This is a genomic window from Pseudaminobacter sp. Soil_N_29 (assembly GCF_057656055.1).
Genome location: NZ_JBDGLC010000002.1, coordinates 214,814 through 233,335, shown reverse-complemented (window position 1 = coordinate 233,335; position 18,522 = coordinate 214,814). Strand labels below are relative to the sequence as shown.

Here is an 18,522-nt window from a genome sequence, read left to right as displayed (position 1 = left end):
GGACATCTGGAAATTTCGGGATTCTCTCTGGTGCTGAAGAAATACGATGTCGAGCCGCAGGCCTACCGCGACGCGATGGCCCATTTCGCGGGTGCCGTCCATGTCGTGACGACTGATGGCGCCGCTGGCCGGCGCGGCGCGACGGTGATAGCCGCCTGCTCGGTGTCAGACACGCCGCCCATGATCCTGGTTTGCCTCAACCGCGAGAATGCCAACAACGAGTTGTTCGTGAAGAACGGCAATTTCGCGCTGAACACGCTTGCCGCCCACCATCAGGAGCTTGCGGCCGCGTTTTCGGGCATTACCCGCCTGCCAACCGAAGAACGCTTTGCGCTGGGCGAGTGGCAGACCATCGCCAGCGGAGCGCCCACGCTCACCGACGCCCTGGCCGTGTTCGACTGCGAACTGGTCGACACCAAGGACCTGGCCACCCATCGTGTGCTTTTTGGCAAGGTGACAGGGCTGCGCGTCAGCAATAATTTCAAACCGCTGATCTACCACGATCGCGGCTATCACGTGCTGGGTCGATGAGGCCACTGGAGATGCAATGACCGAGGCAGCGCGACCGGTACCCAGCACAATCGACGAAACGCTCGAGATGCTGACGGGCGCCGACTATGTGGCAGACCGCGCGCTGGCCACCGTGCTGTTCCTCAGCCTGCGCATGAAGCGGCCGCTGTTCCTCGAAGGCGAGGCTGGAGTGGGCAAGACTGAGATCGCCAAGGTGCTTGCCGAGTGCCTCGGCCGCCGTCTCATCCGCTTGCAGTGCTATGAAGGGCTCGACGTTTCCTCCGCCGTCTACGAGTGGAACTACGCCGCCCAGATGATCGAGATCCGCATGGAAGAGGCAGCCGGCTCGGTCAATCGCAGCGACATGGAGCGCAACGTCTTTTCCGAAAAATACCTGATCCGCCGCCCGGTGCTCGATGCGCTGACCGGCAAGGCGGGCGCGGCGCCCATCTTCCTCATCGACGAACTCGACCGCACCGACGAGGCTTTCGAGGCTTTCCTGCTCGAAATCCTCTCCGATTTTCAGGTGACGGTGCCCGAGCTTGGCACGATCAAGGCGGAGGAGCCGCCGATCGTCGTCATCACTTCCAACCGCACGCGCGAGATCCACGACGCCTTGAAGCGGCGCTGCCTCTATCATTGGGTCGATTATCCCGACGCCGCGCGCGAACTGGAGATCGTGCGCCGCAAGGTGCCCGATGCCAACAGCCGCCTTTCGGCCGAGGTGGTGGGCTTCATCCAGAAGCTGCGTCAGATCGAACTGTTCAAGGCGCCTGGCGTAGCCGAGACCATCGACTGGGCGAGCGCGCTGACTGAACTCGACAAGGTGGCGCTCGATCCGGAAACCGTTTCCGACACGCTTGGCGTGCTCCTCAAATACCAGGACGACATTGCGCGCATCGCGGAAGGCGAGGGCCGCCGCATCTTGCATGAAGTGAAGGCCGAGCTGTCGGCGGCGGAGTAGGGACCGGCCATGGACAAGTTTCGGTCCGCTCCCAATGTTGCCAAGCCGGACGGGCGCATAGCCGACAACATTGTCTATTTCGCCCGTACTCTGCGCAAGGCTGGCATGCGCGTGGGCCCGGCTTCTGTGAAGGATGCCATCGAGGCGGTTCTGGCCGCGGGCATCGGTTCGCGCGAGGATTTTTACTGGACCCTGCATGCGGTGCTGGTTTCGCGCCACGAGGATCATGCGACGTTCGACGAAGCCTTCCGGCTGTTCTGGAAGTCGCGCGAGCTGATCGAGAAGATGATCGCCATGTTCTCGCCGGTCGCCCCCGACAACCGCGAGAAACAGAAGCTTCGCGCCGCCGAAAGCCGCGTGTCCAAGGCAATGTTCGAGGGCCACGAGAAGAACCAGCCGCCGCGCGAGATGCCGGAATTCGAGATCGACGCGCGTTTCACCGTGTCGGGCAACGAGGTGCTGCGCGGCAAGGATTTCGCGCAGATGACGGCGGAAGAGATCAGCAACGCCAAGCGCGCCATTGCCGAACTCCAGTTGCCTTTCGACACGGTGCGCACGCGTCGCTTCCGCCCCGACACGCGCGGCCGCGCCGATCCGCGCGCTATGATGCGCTCGGCCGCCCGCACCGGCGGGCAACTCATCTTGCCGAAGTTCCGATCCGCGCGCGAAATCAATCCGCCCATCGTCGTTTTGGCCGACATTTCGGGCTCTATGAGTCAATACACGCGCATCTTCCTGCATTTCCTGCACGCATTGACCGAGAAGCGGCGCCATGTGCATACCTTCGTCTTCGGCACGCGGCTGACCAACCTCACCCGCCAGATGCGCCATCGCGACCCTGACGCGGCGCTTGCTGATTGCTCTACGGCGGTTCAGGACTGGTCCGGCGGCACGCGCATCGGCGAGGCGCTGCATGAGTTCAATCGGCTCTGGTCGCGCCGGGTGCTGGGGCAGGGAGCGGTCGTTCTCCTGATCACCGACGGGCTCGAGCGGGAAGACGTGACCGGACTTTCGCAGGAGATGGCGCGGCTGCAGCGCTCCTGCCGGCGGCTGATCTGGCTGAACCCGCTGCTGCGCTTCGACGGCTTCGAGGCCCGTGCGCGCGGGGTCAGGGTCATGCTGCCTTTTGTGGATGAGTTCCGGCCAGTGCACAACCTTGACGCGCTTGCCGATCTCTGCGCTTCCTTGGACAGGAGAACGGGTGCGGATGTCGATCCGCGCCGATGGCTGGGAAATGGCAGGCCGCAAGCGGCATGACCATATTCTCTGCCATGGAGGAGCAGTCATGGAAAACATCGCGCATCTGGATGAGAGCCGCGATCCGCTGACCATTGCCGAAAACTGGATGAGGGACGGCAGGGACGTTGCCGTTGCAACGGTGGTGGAAACCTGGGGCTCCGCCCCGCGTCCGGTAGGCAGCCATCTCGTCATCGACGCGCAGGGCAATTTCCATGGTTCCGTTTCGGGTGGCTGCGTCGAAGGTGCTGTCATCGCCGAGGCCACGGACGTGATCGAGACCGGCAAGCCGAGAATGCTGGAGTTCGGCGTGGCCGACGAGACCGCCTGGCGCGTCGGGCTTTCCTGCGGCGGCCGCATCCGTGTCTATGTCGAGCGGCTGGGCTGAACCATGGACCCGCTGCATCTCAAGAAGCTGAACACCGAGCGCCGCGCCCGCCGCGCCGCGATCCTGGTGACCGACCTCGGCGACGGCCGCGACCGCATCGTGCGCGAGGGCGAGGCAGTGGCTGGCGAGCTAGGCACTGCGATTGCGGATGCTTTTCGCTCAGGCAAATCAGCCGTCGTCGAAGCAGATGGCAGGAACTTCTTTCTCAATGTGCATCTGCCGCAGCCGCGCCTGGTGGTCATCGGTGCGGTGCATATCAGCCAGGCGCTGGCGCCGATGGCGCAGGTGGCCGGCTATCCGCTGGAGATCATCGATCCGCGCACGGCCTTTGCCACAGCGGACCGCTTTCCCGACGTGACCCTGTTTGCCGAATGGCCGGAAGACGTCCTGAAGACACGGCCGCTCGACAGCTACACGGCCCTTGCGGCCGTGACCCATGATCCGAAGATAGACGATTCCGCGCTCAAGGCTGCACTGGGAGCGGGTTGCTTCTATGTCGGCGCGCTCGGAAGCCGCAAGACGCACGCCAGGCGTGTCGAGCGCCTGCTGGCGGCCGGCGTTTCCGAGGAAGAAATCGCAAGGATCCATTCCCCCATCGGTCTCGACATCGGCGCAGCCAGCCCGGCCGAGATTGCCGTGGCCGTTCTCGCGCAGGTCATTCGCACCTTCCGATCGCGTGATGCGGCCAGGCAACCGAAAGGGCAAGCGGCGTGAAGTTCGGCACGGTCTCCATCGATCAGGCAGAAGGCGCAATCTTGGCGCATTCGCTGACCGCGGGCGAGCGGCGCTTCCGCAAGGCCCACAGTTTGAGCGCGGACGATATCGCGTTCCTCAAGAACGCCGGCGTCGACGAAATGGTCGTCGCAAGGCTCGATCCGGGCGACCTGTGTGAAGACAGCGCCGCCGAGCGGATCGCGCATGCGCTTTCAACGCGCAATGTCGACGTCAAGCCGGCGGCCACCGGCCGCGTCAATCTCTATGCCCAAGCCGCGGGCGTGTTCACCGTCGACAAGGCGCTGATCGATGCAATCAACGCCGTTGGTCCCGCGATCACGCTGGCCACCGTTGCCGAGTATGCCGAGGTGCAGAAGGGGCAGATGGTCGCCACCGTCAAGATCATCCCCTTTGCCGTGGCCGGCGAGCTGGTGGACAAGGTGGTGGCGCTGTGCGCCGGGCGCGAGGCTTTTGCCGTGAACCCCTTCCGGGCCTTGCGCGTGGGGGTGGTGCAGACCGTTCTGCCCGGAATAAAGCAGAGCGTTCTGGACAAGACGACGGCGATCACGGTCGAGCGTTTCGCGCGTTCGCAAAGCCGGATCACCGAGGAACTCCGCACACCGCACAGCGCAGAGCCGGTATCCGAGGCGGTCGAAGCCCTGGTGCGCGACAACGACATGGTGGTGGTGTTCGGCGCTTCCGCCATGTGCGACTTCGAGGATGTCATCCCGGCGGCGATTGCCAAGGCGGGCGGGCGGATCATCCGCGCCGGCATGCCGGTCGATCCGGGCAATCTGCTGGTGATCGGCGAGATCGGCAGCAAGCCGGTCATCGGCGCGCCGGGCTGTGCTCGCAGCCCGAAGGAAAACGGCTTCGACTGGGTGCTGGACCGCGTGATCGCCGGCCTGCCGGTTTCCGCCATGGACATTGCCGGCATGGGGGTCGGCGGCCTGCTTATGGAAATCCCGACCCGGCCGCAGCCACGCGAGGCGCGCGAAAAGCCCTTGCCGGTGCGCGTGGGGATCGTGCTGCTTGCCGCCGGCCGTTCCAGCCGCATGGGTGGCCCCAACAAGCTGATGGCAATGTTTGGTGAGCAGCCGTTGATCCGCCGCATCGCCGAACGTGCGGCAGCAAGCCATGCGGCCGGCACAGTCGTCGTGACCGGCCACGAAGCAGAACGGATCGAAACCGTGCTGGAGGGGATGGACGTGAAGTTTGCCCGCAATCCAGACTTTGCCACCGGGCTTGCCTCCTCGCTCAAGGCTGGGATTGCGGCGCTGCCGGCCGATGTTGCCGGCGCGCTGATCGTGCTGGGCGACATGCCCGGTGTCACCACGGCCGACCTCGATCGCATGATCGAGGCTTTCAAGTCTGCCGGTGGGCGCCCCATCGTGCGCGCCACCCACGACGGAAGGCGCGGCAACCCGGTGCTGCTGCCGCGTTCGCTGTTTCCTGCGGTCGAAGCCTTGCAAGGCGACACCGGCGCGCGGAATATCGTGGAGGCGGAAGGGGCGGATGCCGTGGACGTGGAGATCGGGGCAGGGGCTGCGCTGGACGTCGACACACGTGACGCCATGGAAGATGCGGGCGGAGCGTTGCAGGGCAACTAATCGGGGGCACGCATGACGTTTTCGACAGGACTGCGCTGCGCTGCGGCAGCGGCTCTCATGAGTATCGTTCTGCCCCCTGCTGCGCTGTCAGATGCTCTGACGCTTGCCCCGTTCAAGGACGATCTATTCGCCTATCCGGGTGTCCTGTCCACGGGCGACGGCGGTGCCCACACGGTGGTCGATTATCGCGAGATGCGCGACATCAACAGGCGCGATGAAGTTCCTCAAAGGCGTGCGCACCGCAAATATGTGTCGACCGGGGTGCGCAGCGTGCAGAACGACCTGGTGCTGAAGACTGCTGCCGGAGACATCCGCCACTTCGCGGTGGGCACCCAGCGCGGCGCGAAGCTCATCGTCCTCTATCTGCACGGGCAGGGCGGCAGCCGAAAGCAAGGGGTGGACGACTTCACCTTCGGCGGAAATTTCAACCGGGTGAAGAACCTGATGGCCGAAAATGGCGGCCTTTATCTCTCGCCCGACTTCTCCGATTTCGACGACAAGGGAGCCGCGGAAGTCGCCGCTCTCATCACTCACTATTCCGAACGTTCGCCCGGCGCGCCGGTCTTCGTCGCTTGCGGCTCGATGGGCGGGGTCCTGTGCTGGAAGCTTGCCGCAGACAAGGCCATTGCGCCGCGCCTGTCGGGTCTGATGTTGATGGGCTCGCTGTGGTACGAGGGGTTTCTTTCCAGCCCGGCGTTCAAGCGAAAGGTTCCGGTGTTTTTCGGACAGGGCAGTCGCGACAAGGTGTTCCCGGTCGCAAATCAGGAGGCCTTTTTCCGTTCCATATTGGCCAAATCACCAGGTTATCCCGCCCGCTTCGTCCGCTTTGAAACAGGCACGCATGGCACGCCCATCCGCATGATCGACTGGCGCGGGGCGCTGAACTGGATGCTCTCGCTGAGAAGCTGAGCCCGCGACCGCCTACGGTGCCGAATTGTAGTCCAGTATGGTCTCGGGATTGATCACGCCATCATAGGAAGCGTCGACGTCATACTGCACCAGGCTGAAGTCGCCTTTGCGAAACAGCCAGATGCCGCTTGACGATACATCGCCCTTGGCGCGCCACTTGCCGTGGGAGGTGATGGTGTGGGCCTGCTCGTCATAAGACGAGTTGCTCAATGCATTCTCGTCGCGAAAGCCAATGATGTTGAGCGCCTCAACCTTGCCCTCCGCGTCATTGTTTTCGCGGTGAATTTCGTATTCGGGAGTTGCGAAGTGCAACTCGCGAAGGCCCCGCGCATCGTCGGCCAGATAGTAGACATGCACCTCGTTGTAGGCACCGGTGCTGCACAGGAAGCGGATCAGGCGAGCCTTTCGCACCGGTCCGGCCTCGCCATCCTGCCCGTCATGAAAGGTAATCGTGTAGTCTTCGGGCTTTGTGGCGTCGCCCGGTTGGCCCGGCGCCAGCGTGGTGCACTGGCTTGCATGGGTGGCCGAAAAGGCTGCCTTGGCCTGTTCGAGCACCGCATCCCTGGGCGCGGGGGCAGGGCCTTCGCTGCAGCTTTCAGGAAGCGAGTTCTCGAACGGCTTGTCGCTCGGTTTCAGGTCACCCTTTTCGATGTGCAGGCCCATGAAGGGCGGCTCGGCCTGGATCTGCGGGTCGGCGAGGCGAGCGGTGTAGCATCCGGCAAAGACCGTCTCGTCGCCCTTCTTGTCGCGGGCGAGGATGGCAACGGGGATATAGTAGTAGGTGCTGCCCGCCGCCCCTTCGGAGCCCGGTTCGCCAATTGCAACTTGCACTTCCTCGGTGTCGCTGAAGCCATCGACGAACTGCTGAAAGTCCTCGGTGGGCTTTGCATTTCCGAAATAGCTCCAGGCGCGAGTATATTCGTGCCGGTTCAAGGCATTGTAGAACGAGCGCACGAGAGCGCCCGGGTCGGACCGGTCATCCAGATACGCTGGCTCGGCGGCCAGTGCGGCGGTGCAGATCGCGATAGAGGCGGTGGCTGCAAGCAGCAGTCGAATCATTGCGCGCGAATCCTCTTTCCTGAGTATCTTCAGCCGATTGCGGCAGGGGCGTGACGTGTCGGCGTCTCGGCAAAATCGGACCACCGGATCATTCAGCCGCGAAATTTCTTGGTGCGTCACCAAGTGATTTTTAACGAGCGGCGACTAGTGTCCCGGCAGTTGTCCGCCGCGAGCCGGACGGCGCAGGAGGCTGTCTTGGGGACCAACACCGATCGCGATTTCGCTTCGCTGCTCGACGATCTCTTCGTTGCGCAGCCGCTGATTGAAGAATCGGCGTCCAAGCCCTCGATTCCCTTCGATTATCTCGCTGTGGCCGACGAACTTCATTCCGGCCGAATCAAGGTGACGAACGACGTCGCTGCCGCGGAATACCGCGAGGCCAGCGAGAATTTCGAGGCCGGCTTCGCGGCTTTGCTCGCCAGCCTCGACGCCCTGGCAGCAGAGCGCGCCGAGCCGGAGGAAGAGTTGCCCTCCGTCGATCCTGAGGCCATCGCACGTGAACTGGATCTCGCCACCGCAAAGGTGAGTGCGGATTTCAGCCGGTTGCGGCGAACCTTTGCCTTCCACAACCATCCAGACCGGGTTGCGCCGCACCTGCGCCAACGCGCCATGGTGCGCATGCAGGTCGCGAACATGCTGATCGACGACGCCAAGCGCCGCGCCGCCAAGCCGCCCAAGCGTTGATCCCGCTCCGCATCTGGAGCACCGGGCCATCATGGGCTATGCAACGACTCGTTCTAGGCGCGTCCGCGCCACGTTCCAGTCGGAGATTTTTCATGCAGAAGCGCCGCATCGGCCGCACCGACCTTTACGTCTCGCAAATCTGCCTCGGCACGATGACATGGGGGCAGCAGAATACCGAGGCCGAAGGCCATGCCCAGATGGACCTGGCCTTCTCGCGCGGCGTCAATTTCCTTGACACGGCGGAGATGTATCCCATCCCACCGAAAGCGGAGACGCAGGGGCGGACCGAAACCTGTATCGGAAACTGGATGAAGGCCCGCGGCAACCGCGACCGCGTGGTGCTTGCCTCCAAGGTCATCGGTCGCACGGACAGCGACTGGTATCGGGGCGGGCGTCCGTCGAAACTGGTGCGCGCGGATATCTTCGACGCCATCGACAAGTCGCTGCGCCGGCTCCAGACCGATTATATCGATCTCTACCAGATCCATTTCCCCGAGCGGCCCATCACCTGGGGCGCCAACCCGACGCGCGTGGGCACTGCGCCGGCCGAGCGGCTGGCCGACGAGACGCCAATCGCCGAGACGCTCGCCGTCTTCGACGAACTGGTGAAGGCGGGCAAGATCCGGCATTTCGGCCTCTCCAATGAAAGCTCCTGGGGTGTGATGCGCTTCATTGCCGAGAGCGATCGAGGTGTTGGACCGCGGGTGGCCTCGCTCCAGAATGCCTACAACCTCGTCAACCGCACCTTCGAGGTGAACCTCGCCGAGGTGTGCGAGCGCGAGGACGTGGGCCTGCTTGCATATTCGCCGCTGGCGCAGGGCTACCTGACCGGAAAGTATGATCACGGTGCCCGGCCGGAAGGCGCCCGCAGCACCCTATTCAACCGCGGCCAGCGCTACGAGACGCCTCACGCGGCCGAGGCTCTGCTTGCCTACAACGAGCTCGCGCGCAGCTTCGGCATGGAGCCCGCGCTCTTTGCCAACGCCTATGTCAGCAGCCGCTGGTTCGTCACTTCGAACATCATCGGCGCGACATCGCTGGCCCAGCTGGAGATGGCGCTTGATTCGGCCGAGGTGACCTGGACCGAGGAAATGCAGAAGGCCGTCGACGATATTCACCAGCGCGTCGGCAATCCCTGCCCGTAACCGGCACGGCAGGTCGTTTTGACAGCTGGACCATGCACACAGGCCCCGTTAAGTTCCGGCCGGAAGTGAGGAAAGGATTAAGCATGACTGATATCTGGTTTCGCACAGGCGAGGCAACGGTTCTGGCCGCGGAAGGGCAGGCCACCGATGCCATGCCTGAGGTTCTGATCGGCTCGGTCCGGGGTCCCGTCGGGCAGGCATTCGCGTCGATGATGGGGCAGGTGAAGGGTCACACGCGCATGTTCGTGGTGCGCGACCTGAACCAGCTCGTGCGCCCGGCGACGATGATGACCACCAAGGTCACGATCAAGAACATGGCTTATGCCGAGCTGCTCGGCGGCGTCGTGCAGGCTGCCACCGGCGACGCCATCGTCGACTGCCTTGCCGAGGGCATACTGCCCAAGGACCAGGCCGACGAGCTGTGCATGATCATCATGATCTGGCTCGACCCGCGCTGCGCCGAGGACGAGAACCTCGACAAGAAGGATCTCTACCGCACCAACTACGAGGCGACCAAGCTGGCGATTTCGCGCGCCATGACCGGCAGCCCGACGGTGGACGAGCTGATCGCCAACCGCAAGACGGTCAAGCACTATGCGCTGGAAGACGTGATCGACTACTGAGCCGTCGATCGTTCGCCCTCGCTCTGCGAGGAGAGGGGTCTTTTTTTTGAAGACGTCGCAAAAGCGGCGTCTTCTTCGTTTGATAGGAGGCCGGGACTGGCCCCCCGCTTTGCCCGCTTCTGGCCGTGACGCTTCGGCCAGGCGGCATTATGAAAGGCCCGCCCACCATCGGGCCCTGAGAGTTGTTATGAAAAGTACCGTGAGTATGGGCAGCGCGACGACCACGTCGCAGAGCTTCGCGCTAACTGCCCTTATCGTCGGCGGCATCACCATCGGTTGCTCGCCCATCTTCGTGCGCCTGTCCGAGCTTGGCCCGCTGTCGACCGCATTCTGGCGCGTCGCGCTTGCCATGCTGCCGCTGATGGCCTGGTCGGCTGCCACATCCGGCCGCTCCGAAGAGCAAGCGAAGCCGAGCAGCCTTGCTGAAGTTCTCGCCTTGATGGTGCCGGGCGTAATGCTGGCCGGCGACCTGGCGGCCTGGCACATTGCGCTGCACATGACCTCCGTGGCCAACGCAACGCTGCTGGCCAACATGGCGCCCATCTTTGTCACCCTGGCCAGTTGGCTGTTTTTTCGAACCCGGATCACGCGTGTCTTCCTCGCAGGGCTTACCCTGTCGCTGATCGGGGTCACGATCCTGCAGGGCGGGATCGGCGCCGTCGGCGGCGGCAAGCTGGCTGGCGACGCGATGGCAGTGGTGGCGTCGGTGTTTTATGCAGGCTACCTGATTTCCCTGGGGCGCCTGCGCAGCAAGTTTTCCACGCTGACCACCATGCTGTGGACCACCTTTTCGGCGGGCCTGTGCATGCTGCCGGCAGCGCTCATCTTCGAGACGGGCTTCTTCCCGGTCACGCTGTTCGGCTTTGCGATGCTGCTCGGACTGGCCTGGATCACCCATGCCAGCGGGCAGGGGCTTATCATCTATGCGCTGGCGTGGTTGCCGCCCGCCTTTTCTTCGCTGACATTGCTGGTGCAGCCGGTCGTGGCGGCCATCCTTGCCTGGGCACTCCTGTCAGAGCCGTTGGGTGCGGCCCAGGCGCTTGGAGGTGTCATCGTGCTCGCCGGGATATTTGTTGCCCGGCGAGGCTAGGGACTTCGACCCGTGCGGCCGTAGCTCGTTCGGGAGCTAGATCCTATGCGCCGTCGACGACGGTAAAGCCCTCGAACTGAGGGTTTCCGACGTAGAGCGCCTTGTTCGACCCGGCATTCCTATGGGCGGAGCGGAAATTCTCCGACTTGGTCCAGGCAACGAAGTCTTCCTGGCTGTCCCAGACCGCGTGCGAGGCGAACAGCGTGTAGCCTTCCACCTCGTTGGCGGGGCCGCGCAGGAGCTGGAATTCGCGAAAGCCTTTCATTTCCGAAAGTTTCGAGTCGCGGTTCCTCCAGAGATCCTCAAAGGCCTCCTCCGAGCCCTTCTGCACCTTGAAGCGGTTCATGGCGATGTACATGCATCTATCCTTTCAAACTGGCCTGAGTTCAGGTCGTGGAAGTTGGCTCACCTGGTGCGGTTGAAGGCGAGCGGTACGGTGAAGTTCCAGCTCGATCGCCCGGCTGCGTCAGGAATGGGCGGGAAGGGGGCAGCGCGCCGCACTGCATCCAGCGCGGCTTCGTCGAGCGCGGCCGAGCCGGAACTGCCAACCATGCGGATCGAACCGACACTGCCATCGGCGGCCACGACGAAGCTGACCCTGGTTTCGCCGTGCACACCCTGTCGCCGTGCCTGAGCGGGATAGCGAAGCGCTCGACGCAGCTTGGCAACGATCTTGCCCGGGTAATTCGAGACAGCCGCGTTGCCCACGCCGCTGGCGCCGCCCTTGCTGGCAATTCCGTCACTGCCGTTCTTCTGGCCGTCCACCTTGCCTCGCCGCGCATCAAGGGCGGCGTTGCCACCGGAGCCCGAACTCCGTTCCGTCTTCGCCGGCGCGGGTTTTTCCGCGGGCTTCTCGGCGCGCTTTTGGGGACCAGCCGCGGCCTCCTTTTGCGGCTCGGCCTTCTTCGCCTCGGCCGGTCTTGCCGGCGGCTCAGGCTTGGGCTCCGGCAAGGGGTTAACCTCTTCTGGCTTTTCGGCGGGTTCGAGGGGGGCGACGGCCGATGGCTGTTGCACCGCCGCCTCTTCCGCCGGCTCGGTTGCCTCTGCGGCGAGGACCGGCGGCGCAGGCTCGGTAGGCAGGATTTCCTCTGCTGCGGTTTCGGTAGGCTCGGGCTCTGCGGCTGGTGGTTTCGGCTGCTCGGTCGCCTTTTCGATTGGCGCCGGCATCTCGTTGACCGCCGTCTCCACTTCCGTCACGTCCACCCGCGGGGTGGAAGGGGCCTCGGCCACAGCCTGCGTTTCCGCCTTTCGCTCTGGGCTGGGGTCGGACATCGTCACCAGCGTGACATTCGTCACGGGCATGCCGTCGTCGGCGCTGTCGCCCGCTGCCTGCAGGTTTTCGGTGGCATTGCCGAACATGGCAATTCCGGCATCTTCAGCGCCGGCGATCAGTACGCCGTCATCTTTGATGGCCACCAAGCAAAGCGCCACCGCTGCATGAAAGGCGATGGACGCGGCGATCGTTGCGCCGGACCATCTGCTTCGCTGTGCTTTTGGTCCTGTGCGGGCAATGTCGAGTGGCTCCGCGGGACTGCTGTCGAGCGCAGAGTCCACCGTCAGTTCATATCGCTTTTCCGGAATTTCGCGGCTGCCCGGCCGCAGCGCTCCCAAGGGGAGAATGAAGCTGGGCTCGCCCGAGCCGTGAGGCAGCGCCTGAAACCCGGCCGGAGGCCAGGTCGTCATGTCTTGCGCGAATGCAGGCTCCAGTCCCAATTCCAACCTCATGCCCCTACATGCCGAAAACAATGCCGGTTCTTGTAGTGGTCTTAAGGTCGCGCACGCATGCCACCTGCGCTCCCGTCCCGAGCGGCAACATCAGCGCGCTGCCGAGCATCGTTGCCGCCCTGAGCATAGTTCAGCCTCCGAATCGCATGGTCGCAGCCAGCTTGAGGGTCACACCGGGCTCGTAGAGCACGGTGGTGGTGCTGGTGTTGAGCGGATTGACATATTTCACGTCGAAAATGTTGTCGACGCGGAAGTTCACGTTGAGGTTGTCCGTCGCCTTGTAGGTGGCGAAGGCGTTTACCAGCGTGTAGTCCTCGGCGACCTTATTGCCTCTCGGGGCGCCGTAGTACTGCACCTCGCCGCCGGTCAGGAGCCTGTCTTCCAGGAAGCGGAAGCCGAGCTGGCCCGTGACCTGCGAGGAGGGGATGGTGGACAGGTCCTCGCGAATGCCGGCGTAGGACACGGTGTAGCCATTGATGGTCGATGCCGACAGCCCGACGAAGCCCCATGCTGCGTTGTAGATCCCTTCCAGCTCGAAACCGCTGATCTTCGCATTGGCGTAGTTCTGGTATTGCGAGCAGATAGGCGCATAGGTCACGTTCGGGTTCATCAACAGATCCCACCGAACGGGGCAGAGGCCGGTCGTATCGGTAAAAGCCGAGATCGTGGTGCTGCCGATGTAGTCGGCGATATTGTTGTTGAAATAAGCCGCCTTGATGCGGAGCGCGTCGTCGGGCTGGATCACGCCGTCCGCGCGATAGTTGGCGCCGACTTCCCAGGTCTTGCCCGTCTCCGGCGTGAGGTCGGGATTGGGCAGGAACGGGAATGTCGCCCCGGTCGGATGCATGCCGTTCATCAGCGTTTCGGTGATGGATGGCGAGCGGTAGCCTTGGGCATAGGTGCCGTAGAGCTGCAGGCCCTCAAGCGCGGCCGTCTGGAACGGCGACACGCCCACGGTGATGCGCGGCGAAAGCCGGTTGCCTGAATTGTTCGCAGCATCGCTGTCGAGGCTGTAGCTGTCATAGCGCAGCCCGGCGAGCACCTCGAGCCATTCCCAGCTTATCTTGTCCTGGACATAGGCGCCGCTGACCCGCCGCTTGCCCGAGGGCGTGTAGGTATCCATGCTGCCGCTGGGGTCCCGCGAGAGGACGTCGTCGCTGACCCAGTCGCCGCCATAGGTCACCTCGTGCTGGAGCGCGCCGGTTTCGAAACGGGACGTATTCCAGATGTCGAAGCTCCAGGTGCCGAGATCGTAGTTCGTCTGCGAACCTGCTGGAATGACGGTCGGCAGGCCTGTCATGGGGTCGAACTGGTTGCTGCTGAGGGCCTTGATGTAGAGCCAGCTCTGGTCCTCGTCCGTGATGTTGTAACGGCCGGTGAACGTATTCTGCTTCAGGTCGAGATCGGAGACCGGGGAGCCGCCGCTGACCTCGTTCCAGCTGTCGTTGGCGCCGACCCAGCCAAGCTTGAGTTCGCTGTTTTCCGTCGGACGGATGCTGCTCTTGAGCATGCCGCTCAACACGTCGAAGCTGGTGCCGGGAACGGTATCGCCGCCGCCATCCTTGTAATCGCCGTAGTCGCGATAGACGATGTTGCCGAGCACGTCGAACGCGTCATTGAAGCGATAGGCGCCGGTCGCGCTGGTGGTCCAGCCATGACCGTTGGTCTCGTACATGCCGGTGGCCGAAGCAGCCCAGCTTTCGCCCGGACGGAGGAAATCCTCGGCATCCTTGGTCTCATAGAAGACCACGCCGCCGATCGCGCCGGAGCCGTATGTGTTGGCCACGGGGCCGCGGATGACGTCGACCTGCTTTACCAGTTCGGGATCGAGCCAGAACTTCGACTGCGTGCCATGGCCTGAGCGCTGAAAATCCTGTCGTGCGCCGTCGATGATCACCTGAACGCGGCCAAAGTCCTGCAGGCCGCGAATGTTGACGCTGGAAGCCGTACGGCTGGCGTCCGTCTGCACTGCCACGTTGGGCAGGCCGAACAGGACGCCCTGCTGAGACGTCGCCATGCGGCGCTCAAGCTGCTCCTGGCCGACATGGCTGACGGATGCCATTGTGTCGATCGCGCTTTCGTCGGTGCGGCTGACGACCGTGATCTTGTCGAGCAGCGTGGCGCCGTCGCCGTTCTTTTTCTGTTCGACCTTCTCAGCCGTCTCCTGTGCTGCCGCCGTGCTATCTACCTCCTGTGCGGATGCCGAAGCCACGCCCAGTGCGATCGCCGCCACGCCCGCCATCAGGGCCGCCGAGCGGGCGAAGCCCGGCCTCAATCTCACTTCTCCGTCGAGCCCCGACAGAACCAAAATATCCCGAGCCACAAGCCCCATACCCACAATTCTCCAGTGTCTGCTGATGCGGGCTGGCCTGGAGGCTGGCTGGCATTTTTCGTTTGCGCCGGAGTGATTTAAAACTTGACTCGTTTACTCCGGTAATGCAGTTGACTAGATAACATGATTCATTGAGTCAAGATTGATTTCGCAGTCCACGCACAGTTCGTTGGACAACGAAATCGGCGCAGACAGACGGCAGGCGAGAGGGGCCGACGACCATGAGCAGCCACGAACAGGATGCTTTCCACCATCGTCCGGAAAAAACCGTCGCGGAAACGGCGCGGCGGGCAGGATCGCCGCTCATGTCCATCCGCACGGTGTCGAGCGCCGCGCTGTTCGCCGGCGAGCACGAGATCGGCATCGATCATCGCGGTTCGCTCTACCGCTTGAAAATCACCCGTCAGGGCAAGCTCATTCTCAACAAGTAATTCCGCATAGGGGGTCTGAATCATGGATGCTCGCGTAAAGCCCGCGCCGCACGAAATCCGTCTGGAGAGAGCCGAAAATCCGAAGATGCGCGAGCGCGATCTCGCCAGCCAGCTTGGCGCCTCAGAGGCTGAACTGGTGGCGGCCTATATCGGCGAGGGCGCCGTGCGCCTCGAGCCCCGGGTCAACGATCTGCTGACCGGCCTGGAAGCCGTGGGCGAGGTGATGGCGCTGACCCGCAACGAGAGCGCAGTGCACGAGAAGATCGGCGTCTACGACAAGGTCGTCACCGGCGACCAGACGGCGATGGCGCTGGGCGAGAACATCGACCTGCGCATCTTCCCGAAACGCTGGGCCTTCGGCTTTGCCGTCGAAAAACGCGATGGCGACGATGTGCGCCGCAGCTTCCAGTTCTTCGACAAGGCGGGTGCTGCCGTGCACAAGGTGCATCTGCGGCCGTCCTCCAATGTCGAGGCCTATGAGCAGCTGTTGGAAAAGCTCCGTTTAGAGGACCAGAGCGCAGCGCTCGATATCGTGGCCGCCGATGTAGCCGAGGCGCCCGCCGAGGAAACGACCACGACGGTGGAAGAGTTGCGCGACCGCTGGTGCAAGCTTACCGACACGCACCAGTTCTTCGGCATGCTGCGCACCCTCAAGCTCGGCCGCCAGCAGGCGCTGCACATGGTCGGCGAGGACTATGCCTGGCGGGTCGAGAACGATGCGCTGACGACCATGCTGCACAAGTCGGTCGAGACGCAGGTGCCGATCATGTGCTTCGTCGGCAATGACGGCTGCATCCAGATCCACTCGGGCCCGATCCAGAACGTCAAGCCGACGGGGCCGTGGATCAACATCTTCGACGAAACCTTCCACCTGCATTTCCGGACCGACCACGTCGAGGAGCTCTGGGTGGTGCGCAAGCCGACCGCGGATGGCCATGTCACCTCGCTGGAGGCCTATGACGCCAAGGGTGAGCTGATCATCCAGTTCTTCGGCAAGCGCAAGGAAGGGCATGACGAGCGCATCGAGTGGCGCGAAGTCGCCGAAAGCCTGCCGCGCGCAACGGCGACTGCCGCATAAGGATGAAGAGCATGTCGATATTCAGCCGTTCGGTGCGGGTTGCCGCGATTGGCGTGGCGCTGGCGCTCGGTTCTCTTGGCGTGGTGCAGGCCGAGGAGGGCAAGACCGTATTTCCGGATGCCTCCCGCGTCGCGGCCGTTGGCGGCTCGATCACCGAGATCGTCTATGCGCTGGGCGAGGAGGGCAAGCTGGCGGCTCGCGACTCGACCAGCACCTATCCGGAAGCGGCGCTAAAACTGCCCGATGTGGGCTATATGCGGGCGCTGTCGCCCGAGGGCGTGCTGTCGGTCAATCCGTCCGGCATCCTGGCGCTAGCAGGCAGCGGGCCGAAGGAAGCCATCGACGTGCTCAAGAAGGCGAGCGTGACCTACATCGAAGTGCCCGAGACCTTCGATCATCAGGGCATTCTCGACAAGGTGCGCATCGTCGGCCACGCGCTGGGCGCGGACGAGAAGGCCGTGACGCTGGCCAAGTCCATAGACGCCGATCTCAAGGCGGCCGAGGAACTGACCGCCAAGGTGGCGACACGCAAGCGCGTGCTGTTCATCCTCAGCATGGAGGGCGGCAAGATTCTCGCGGCCGGCGATCACACGGCCGCCAATGGCATCATCAGGCTGGCCGGCGGCGTGAACGCGATGGAAGGCGTGAACGGCTACAAGCAACTGACCGACGAGGCGGCGCTGACCGCCAGGCCTGACGTTATCCTGATGATGGAGAGCCCCGGTGCGCCCGGAACGGCAGATGCCGATGTCTTCGCCAACCCGGCTCTTGCCGCTACGCCGGCGGGAAAGACCAAGACGCTGATCCGCATGGATGGCAGCTACCTGCTGGGTTTTGGTCCGCGCACGGCAAGCGCCATCCGCGATCTCGCGGCCGCACTCTATGGCGACCAGATCAAAGGCTGAGCATACCGTGGTTGACAGCGTGGCCGGCAGCGTCGGCAACATGGAAAGGCGCGCGTCGGCGGGCGACCGCTCGGCGCGCGCGAAATTTGCAATCGTGCTCTTGGCGGTCCTGCTCGGCGTGACCGTGCTGCTGAGCCTGGCCTCCGGGGCGTCCGGCGCCTCGGCGCTGGCAGTGGTGCGCGACTGGCTGTTTCCGTCGATGTCGGACGGCTCGGCATTGTCCGAGCGCGACCGCATCATCGTCTATGACATCCGCCTGCCGCGCGTCGTGCTCGGCGTGCTGATCGGCTCGGCGCTTGCCGTGTCGGGTGCGGTCATGCAGGGGCTTTTTCGCAATCCGCTGGCCGATCCCGGCCTTGTTGGCGTGTCCGCAGGGGCAGGGCTCGGCGCAATTGTCGTCATCGTGCTGGGTGGCACCGTGCTCGGCCCGCTGCTGGCGATCTTGGGCATCTATACCCTGCCGCTCGCTGCCTTCTTCGGCGGCCTTGCAACCACAATGACCCTCTATCGCGTCGCCACGCGGCGTGGGCAGACATCCATCGCCACCATGCTTCTGGCCGGCATAGCGCTCGGCGCCATGGCGGGAGCGTTCTCCGGTATCCTCGTCTATCTCGCAGACGACCGGCAGCTGCGCGACCTGACGTTCTGGGGGCTCGGCTCGCTCGCCGGCGCCACCTGGACCAAGATCGCGGCGGCCGGGCCGATCATCGCGCTGGCGCTGATCGCGTCACCCTTCCTGGCGCGGGGCCTGAATGCGCTGGCGCTGGGGGAGGCGGCGGCACATCACCTCGGCATCCCCGTGCAGCGGTTCAAGAATGTCGCCATCGTCTCGGTCGCGGCCGCGACCGGCGCCTCGGTCGCGGTCAGCGGGGGCATCGGCTTCGTCGGCATCGTGGTGCCGCATCTGCTGCGCCTGATCATCGGCCCGGACAATCGGTACCTGCTGCCGGCTTCGGCGCTGCTCGGCGCCTCGATGCTTCTGCTTGCGGACGCGATAAGCCGTACAATCGTCGCGCCGGCCGAACTGCCGATCGGCATCATCACCGCTGCGGTGGGCGGACCGTTCTTCCTGTGGATCCTGCTGCGCAAGCGCGGGCTTCTGGACCTCTGAGTACAGCC

19 protein-coding genes are annotated in these 18,522 nt (G+C 63.9%); 15 read left to right on the top strand and 4 right to left on the bottom strand.

All coding sequences use genetic code 11. The features are described 5' to 3' along the window. Positions 1-30 precede the first annotated feature (30 nt). The 7 genes from AC3A4H_RS07090 to AC3A4H_RS07060 are packed head-to-tail and all read left to right on the top strand — an operon-like array spanning position 31 to position 6,331. The gene (locus AC3A4H_RS07090) at positions 31-531 is read left to right on the top strand and encodes a flavin reductase (RefSeq protein WP_487766074.1); all 501 of its coding nucleotides are present in this window, start codon (positions 31-33) and stop codon (positions 529-531) included. A gap of 16 nt (positions 532-547) precedes the next feature. Next, positions 548-1,474, top strand: a complete 927-nt coding sequence (locus tag AC3A4H_RS07085) for an AAA family ATPase (RefSeq protein WP_487766073.1) — start codon at positions 548-550, stop codon at positions 1,472-1,474. Between the two features lie 9 nt (positions 1,475-1,483). Continuing rightward, positions 1,484-2,731 (top strand): vWA domain-containing protein, encoded by a 1,248-nt coding sequence (locus AC3A4H_RS07080; protein WP_487766072.1) that lies wholly within the window; start codon positions 1,484-1,486, stop codon positions 2,729-2,731. 28 nt (positions 2,732-2,759) lie between these two features. After that, positions 2,760-3,098 carry an XdhC family protein gene (locus tag AC3A4H_RS07075; protein ID WP_487766071.1) on the top strand — a complete coding sequence of 113 codons (339 nt, stop codon included), beginning with the start codon at positions 2,760-2,762 and terminating at the stop codon, positions 3,096-3,098. Between the two features lie 3 nt (positions 3,099-3,101). Then, the gene (locus AC3A4H_RS07070) at positions 3,102-3,812 is read left to right on the top strand and encodes an XdhC family protein (protein WP_487766070.1); all 711 of its coding nucleotides are present in this window, start codon (positions 3,102-3,104) and stop codon (positions 3,810-3,812) included. Next, entirely contained in the window at positions 3,809-5,422 is a 1,614-nt protein-coding gene (locus tag AC3A4H_RS07065; RefSeq protein WP_487766069.1) for an NTP transferase domain-containing protein, read from the top strand. Before AC3A4H_RS07070 ends, AC3A4H_RS07065 begins: the two co-directional genes overlap by 4 nt. 57 nt (positions 5,423-5,479) lie before the next feature. Then, positions 5,480-6,331 (top strand): alpha/beta hydrolase, encoded by an 852-nt coding sequence (locus AC3A4H_RS07060; protein ID WP_487766068.1) that lies wholly within the window; start codon positions 5,480-5,482, stop codon positions 6,329-6,331. A 12-nt stretch (positions 6,332-6,343) separates the two neighbouring features. On the opposite strand, the gene AC3A4H_RS07055 is transcribed toward AC3A4H_RS07060, so the two are convergent. After that, positions 6,344-7,390, bottom strand: a complete 1,047-nt coding sequence (locus AC3A4H_RS07055; RefSeq protein WP_487766067.1) for a DUF1176 domain-containing protein — start codon at positions 7,388-7,390, stop codon at positions 6,344-6,346. A gap of 195 nt (positions 7,391-7,585) precedes the next feature. Between AC3A4H_RS07055 and AC3A4H_RS07050 the strand changes: the two genes are divergently transcribed. The 4 genes from AC3A4H_RS07050 (at position 7,586) to AC3A4H_RS07035 (ending at position 10,932) form a co-directional block, all read left to right on the top strand. Then, positions 7,586-8,074: a hypothetical protein gene (locus AC3A4H_RS07050; RefSeq protein ID WP_348777706.1), complete on the top strand. Its 489-nt coding sequence runs from the start codon at positions 7,586-7,588 to the stop codon at positions 8,072-8,074. Positions 8,075-8,166: 92 nt separating this feature from the next. After that, complete coding sequence (locus AC3A4H_RS07045) at positions 8,167-9,219, top strand: aldo/keto reductase (protein WP_487766066.1); 1,053 nt, start codon at positions 8,167-8,169, stop codon at positions 9,217-9,219. 83 nt (positions 9,220-9,302) lie between these two features. Further along, positions 9,303-9,842, top strand: coding sequence for a formaldehyde-activating enzyme (gene fae, locus AC3A4H_RS07040; RefSeq protein ID WP_487766065.1), 540 nt, complete (start codon positions 9,303-9,305; stop codon positions 9,840-9,842). A 187-nt stretch (positions 9,843-10,029) separates the two neighbouring features. Further along, positions 10,030-10,932, top strand: coding sequence for a DMT family transporter (locus AC3A4H_RS07035; protein WP_487766064.1), 903 nt, complete (start codon positions 10,030-10,032; stop codon positions 10,930-10,932). Positions 10,933-10,975: 43 nt separating this feature from the next. Here AC3A4H_RS07035 and hmuQ read toward each other — a convergent pair whose 3' ends face one another. The 3 genes from hmuQ to AC3A4H_RS07020 all read right to left on the bottom strand — a co-directional run bounded on the left by hmuQ (position 10,976) and on the right by AC3A4H_RS07020 (position 14,989). Next, positions 10,976-11,290, bottom strand: a complete 315-nt coding sequence (hmuQ, locus tag AC3A4H_RS07030) for a heme-degrading protein HmuQ (protein ID WP_487766063.1) — start codon at positions 11,288-11,290, stop codon at positions 10,976-10,978. Between the two features lie 47 nt (positions 11,291-11,337). Continuing rightward, positions 11,338-12,348, bottom strand: coding sequence for a TonB family protein (locus tag AC3A4H_RS07025; RefSeq protein ID WP_487766062.1), 1,011 nt, complete (start codon positions 12,346-12,348; stop codon positions 11,338-11,340). A 439-nt stretch (positions 12,349-12,787) separates the two neighbouring features. Continuing rightward, positions 12,788-14,989, bottom strand: coding sequence for a TonB-dependent hemoglobin/transferrin/lactoferrin family receptor (locus AC3A4H_RS07020; protein ID WP_487766061.1), 2,202 nt, complete (start codon positions 14,987-14,989; stop codon positions 12,788-12,790). A 221-nt stretch (positions 14,990-15,210) separates the two neighbouring features. On the opposite strand from AC3A4H_RS07020, the gene hemP reads away from it, so the two are divergent. The 4 genes from hemP to AC3A4H_RS07000 are packed head-to-tail and all read left to right on the top strand — an operon-like array spanning position 15,211 to position 18,514. Continuing rightward, positions 15,211-15,420 (top strand): hemin uptake protein HemP, encoded by a 210-nt coding sequence (gene hemP / locus AC3A4H_RS07015; protein ID WP_487766060.1) that lies wholly within the window; start codon positions 15,211-15,213, stop codon positions 15,418-15,420. Between the two features lie 22 nt (positions 15,421-15,442). Continuing rightward, the gene (locus AC3A4H_RS07010) at positions 15,443-16,498 is read left to right on the top strand and encodes a hemin-degrading factor (protein WP_487766059.1); all 1,056 of its coding nucleotides are present in this window, start codon (positions 15,443-15,445) and stop codon (positions 16,496-16,498) included. Positions 16,499-16,509: 11 nt separating this feature from the next. Continuing rightward, on the top strand, positions 16,510-17,403 hold the full coding sequence (locus tag AC3A4H_RS07005; protein WP_487766058.1) for a heme/hemin ABC transporter substrate-binding protein: 894 nt from the start codon (positions 16,510-16,512) through the stop codon (positions 17,401-17,403). A gap of 7 nt (positions 17,404-17,410) precedes the next feature. Beyond that, positions 17,411-18,514 (top strand): FecCD family ABC transporter permease, encoded by a 1,104-nt coding sequence (locus tag AC3A4H_RS07000; protein WP_487766057.1) that lies wholly within the window; start codon positions 17,411-17,413, stop codon positions 18,512-18,514. The last annotated feature ends 8 nt before the right edge of the window (positions 18,515-18,522 follow it).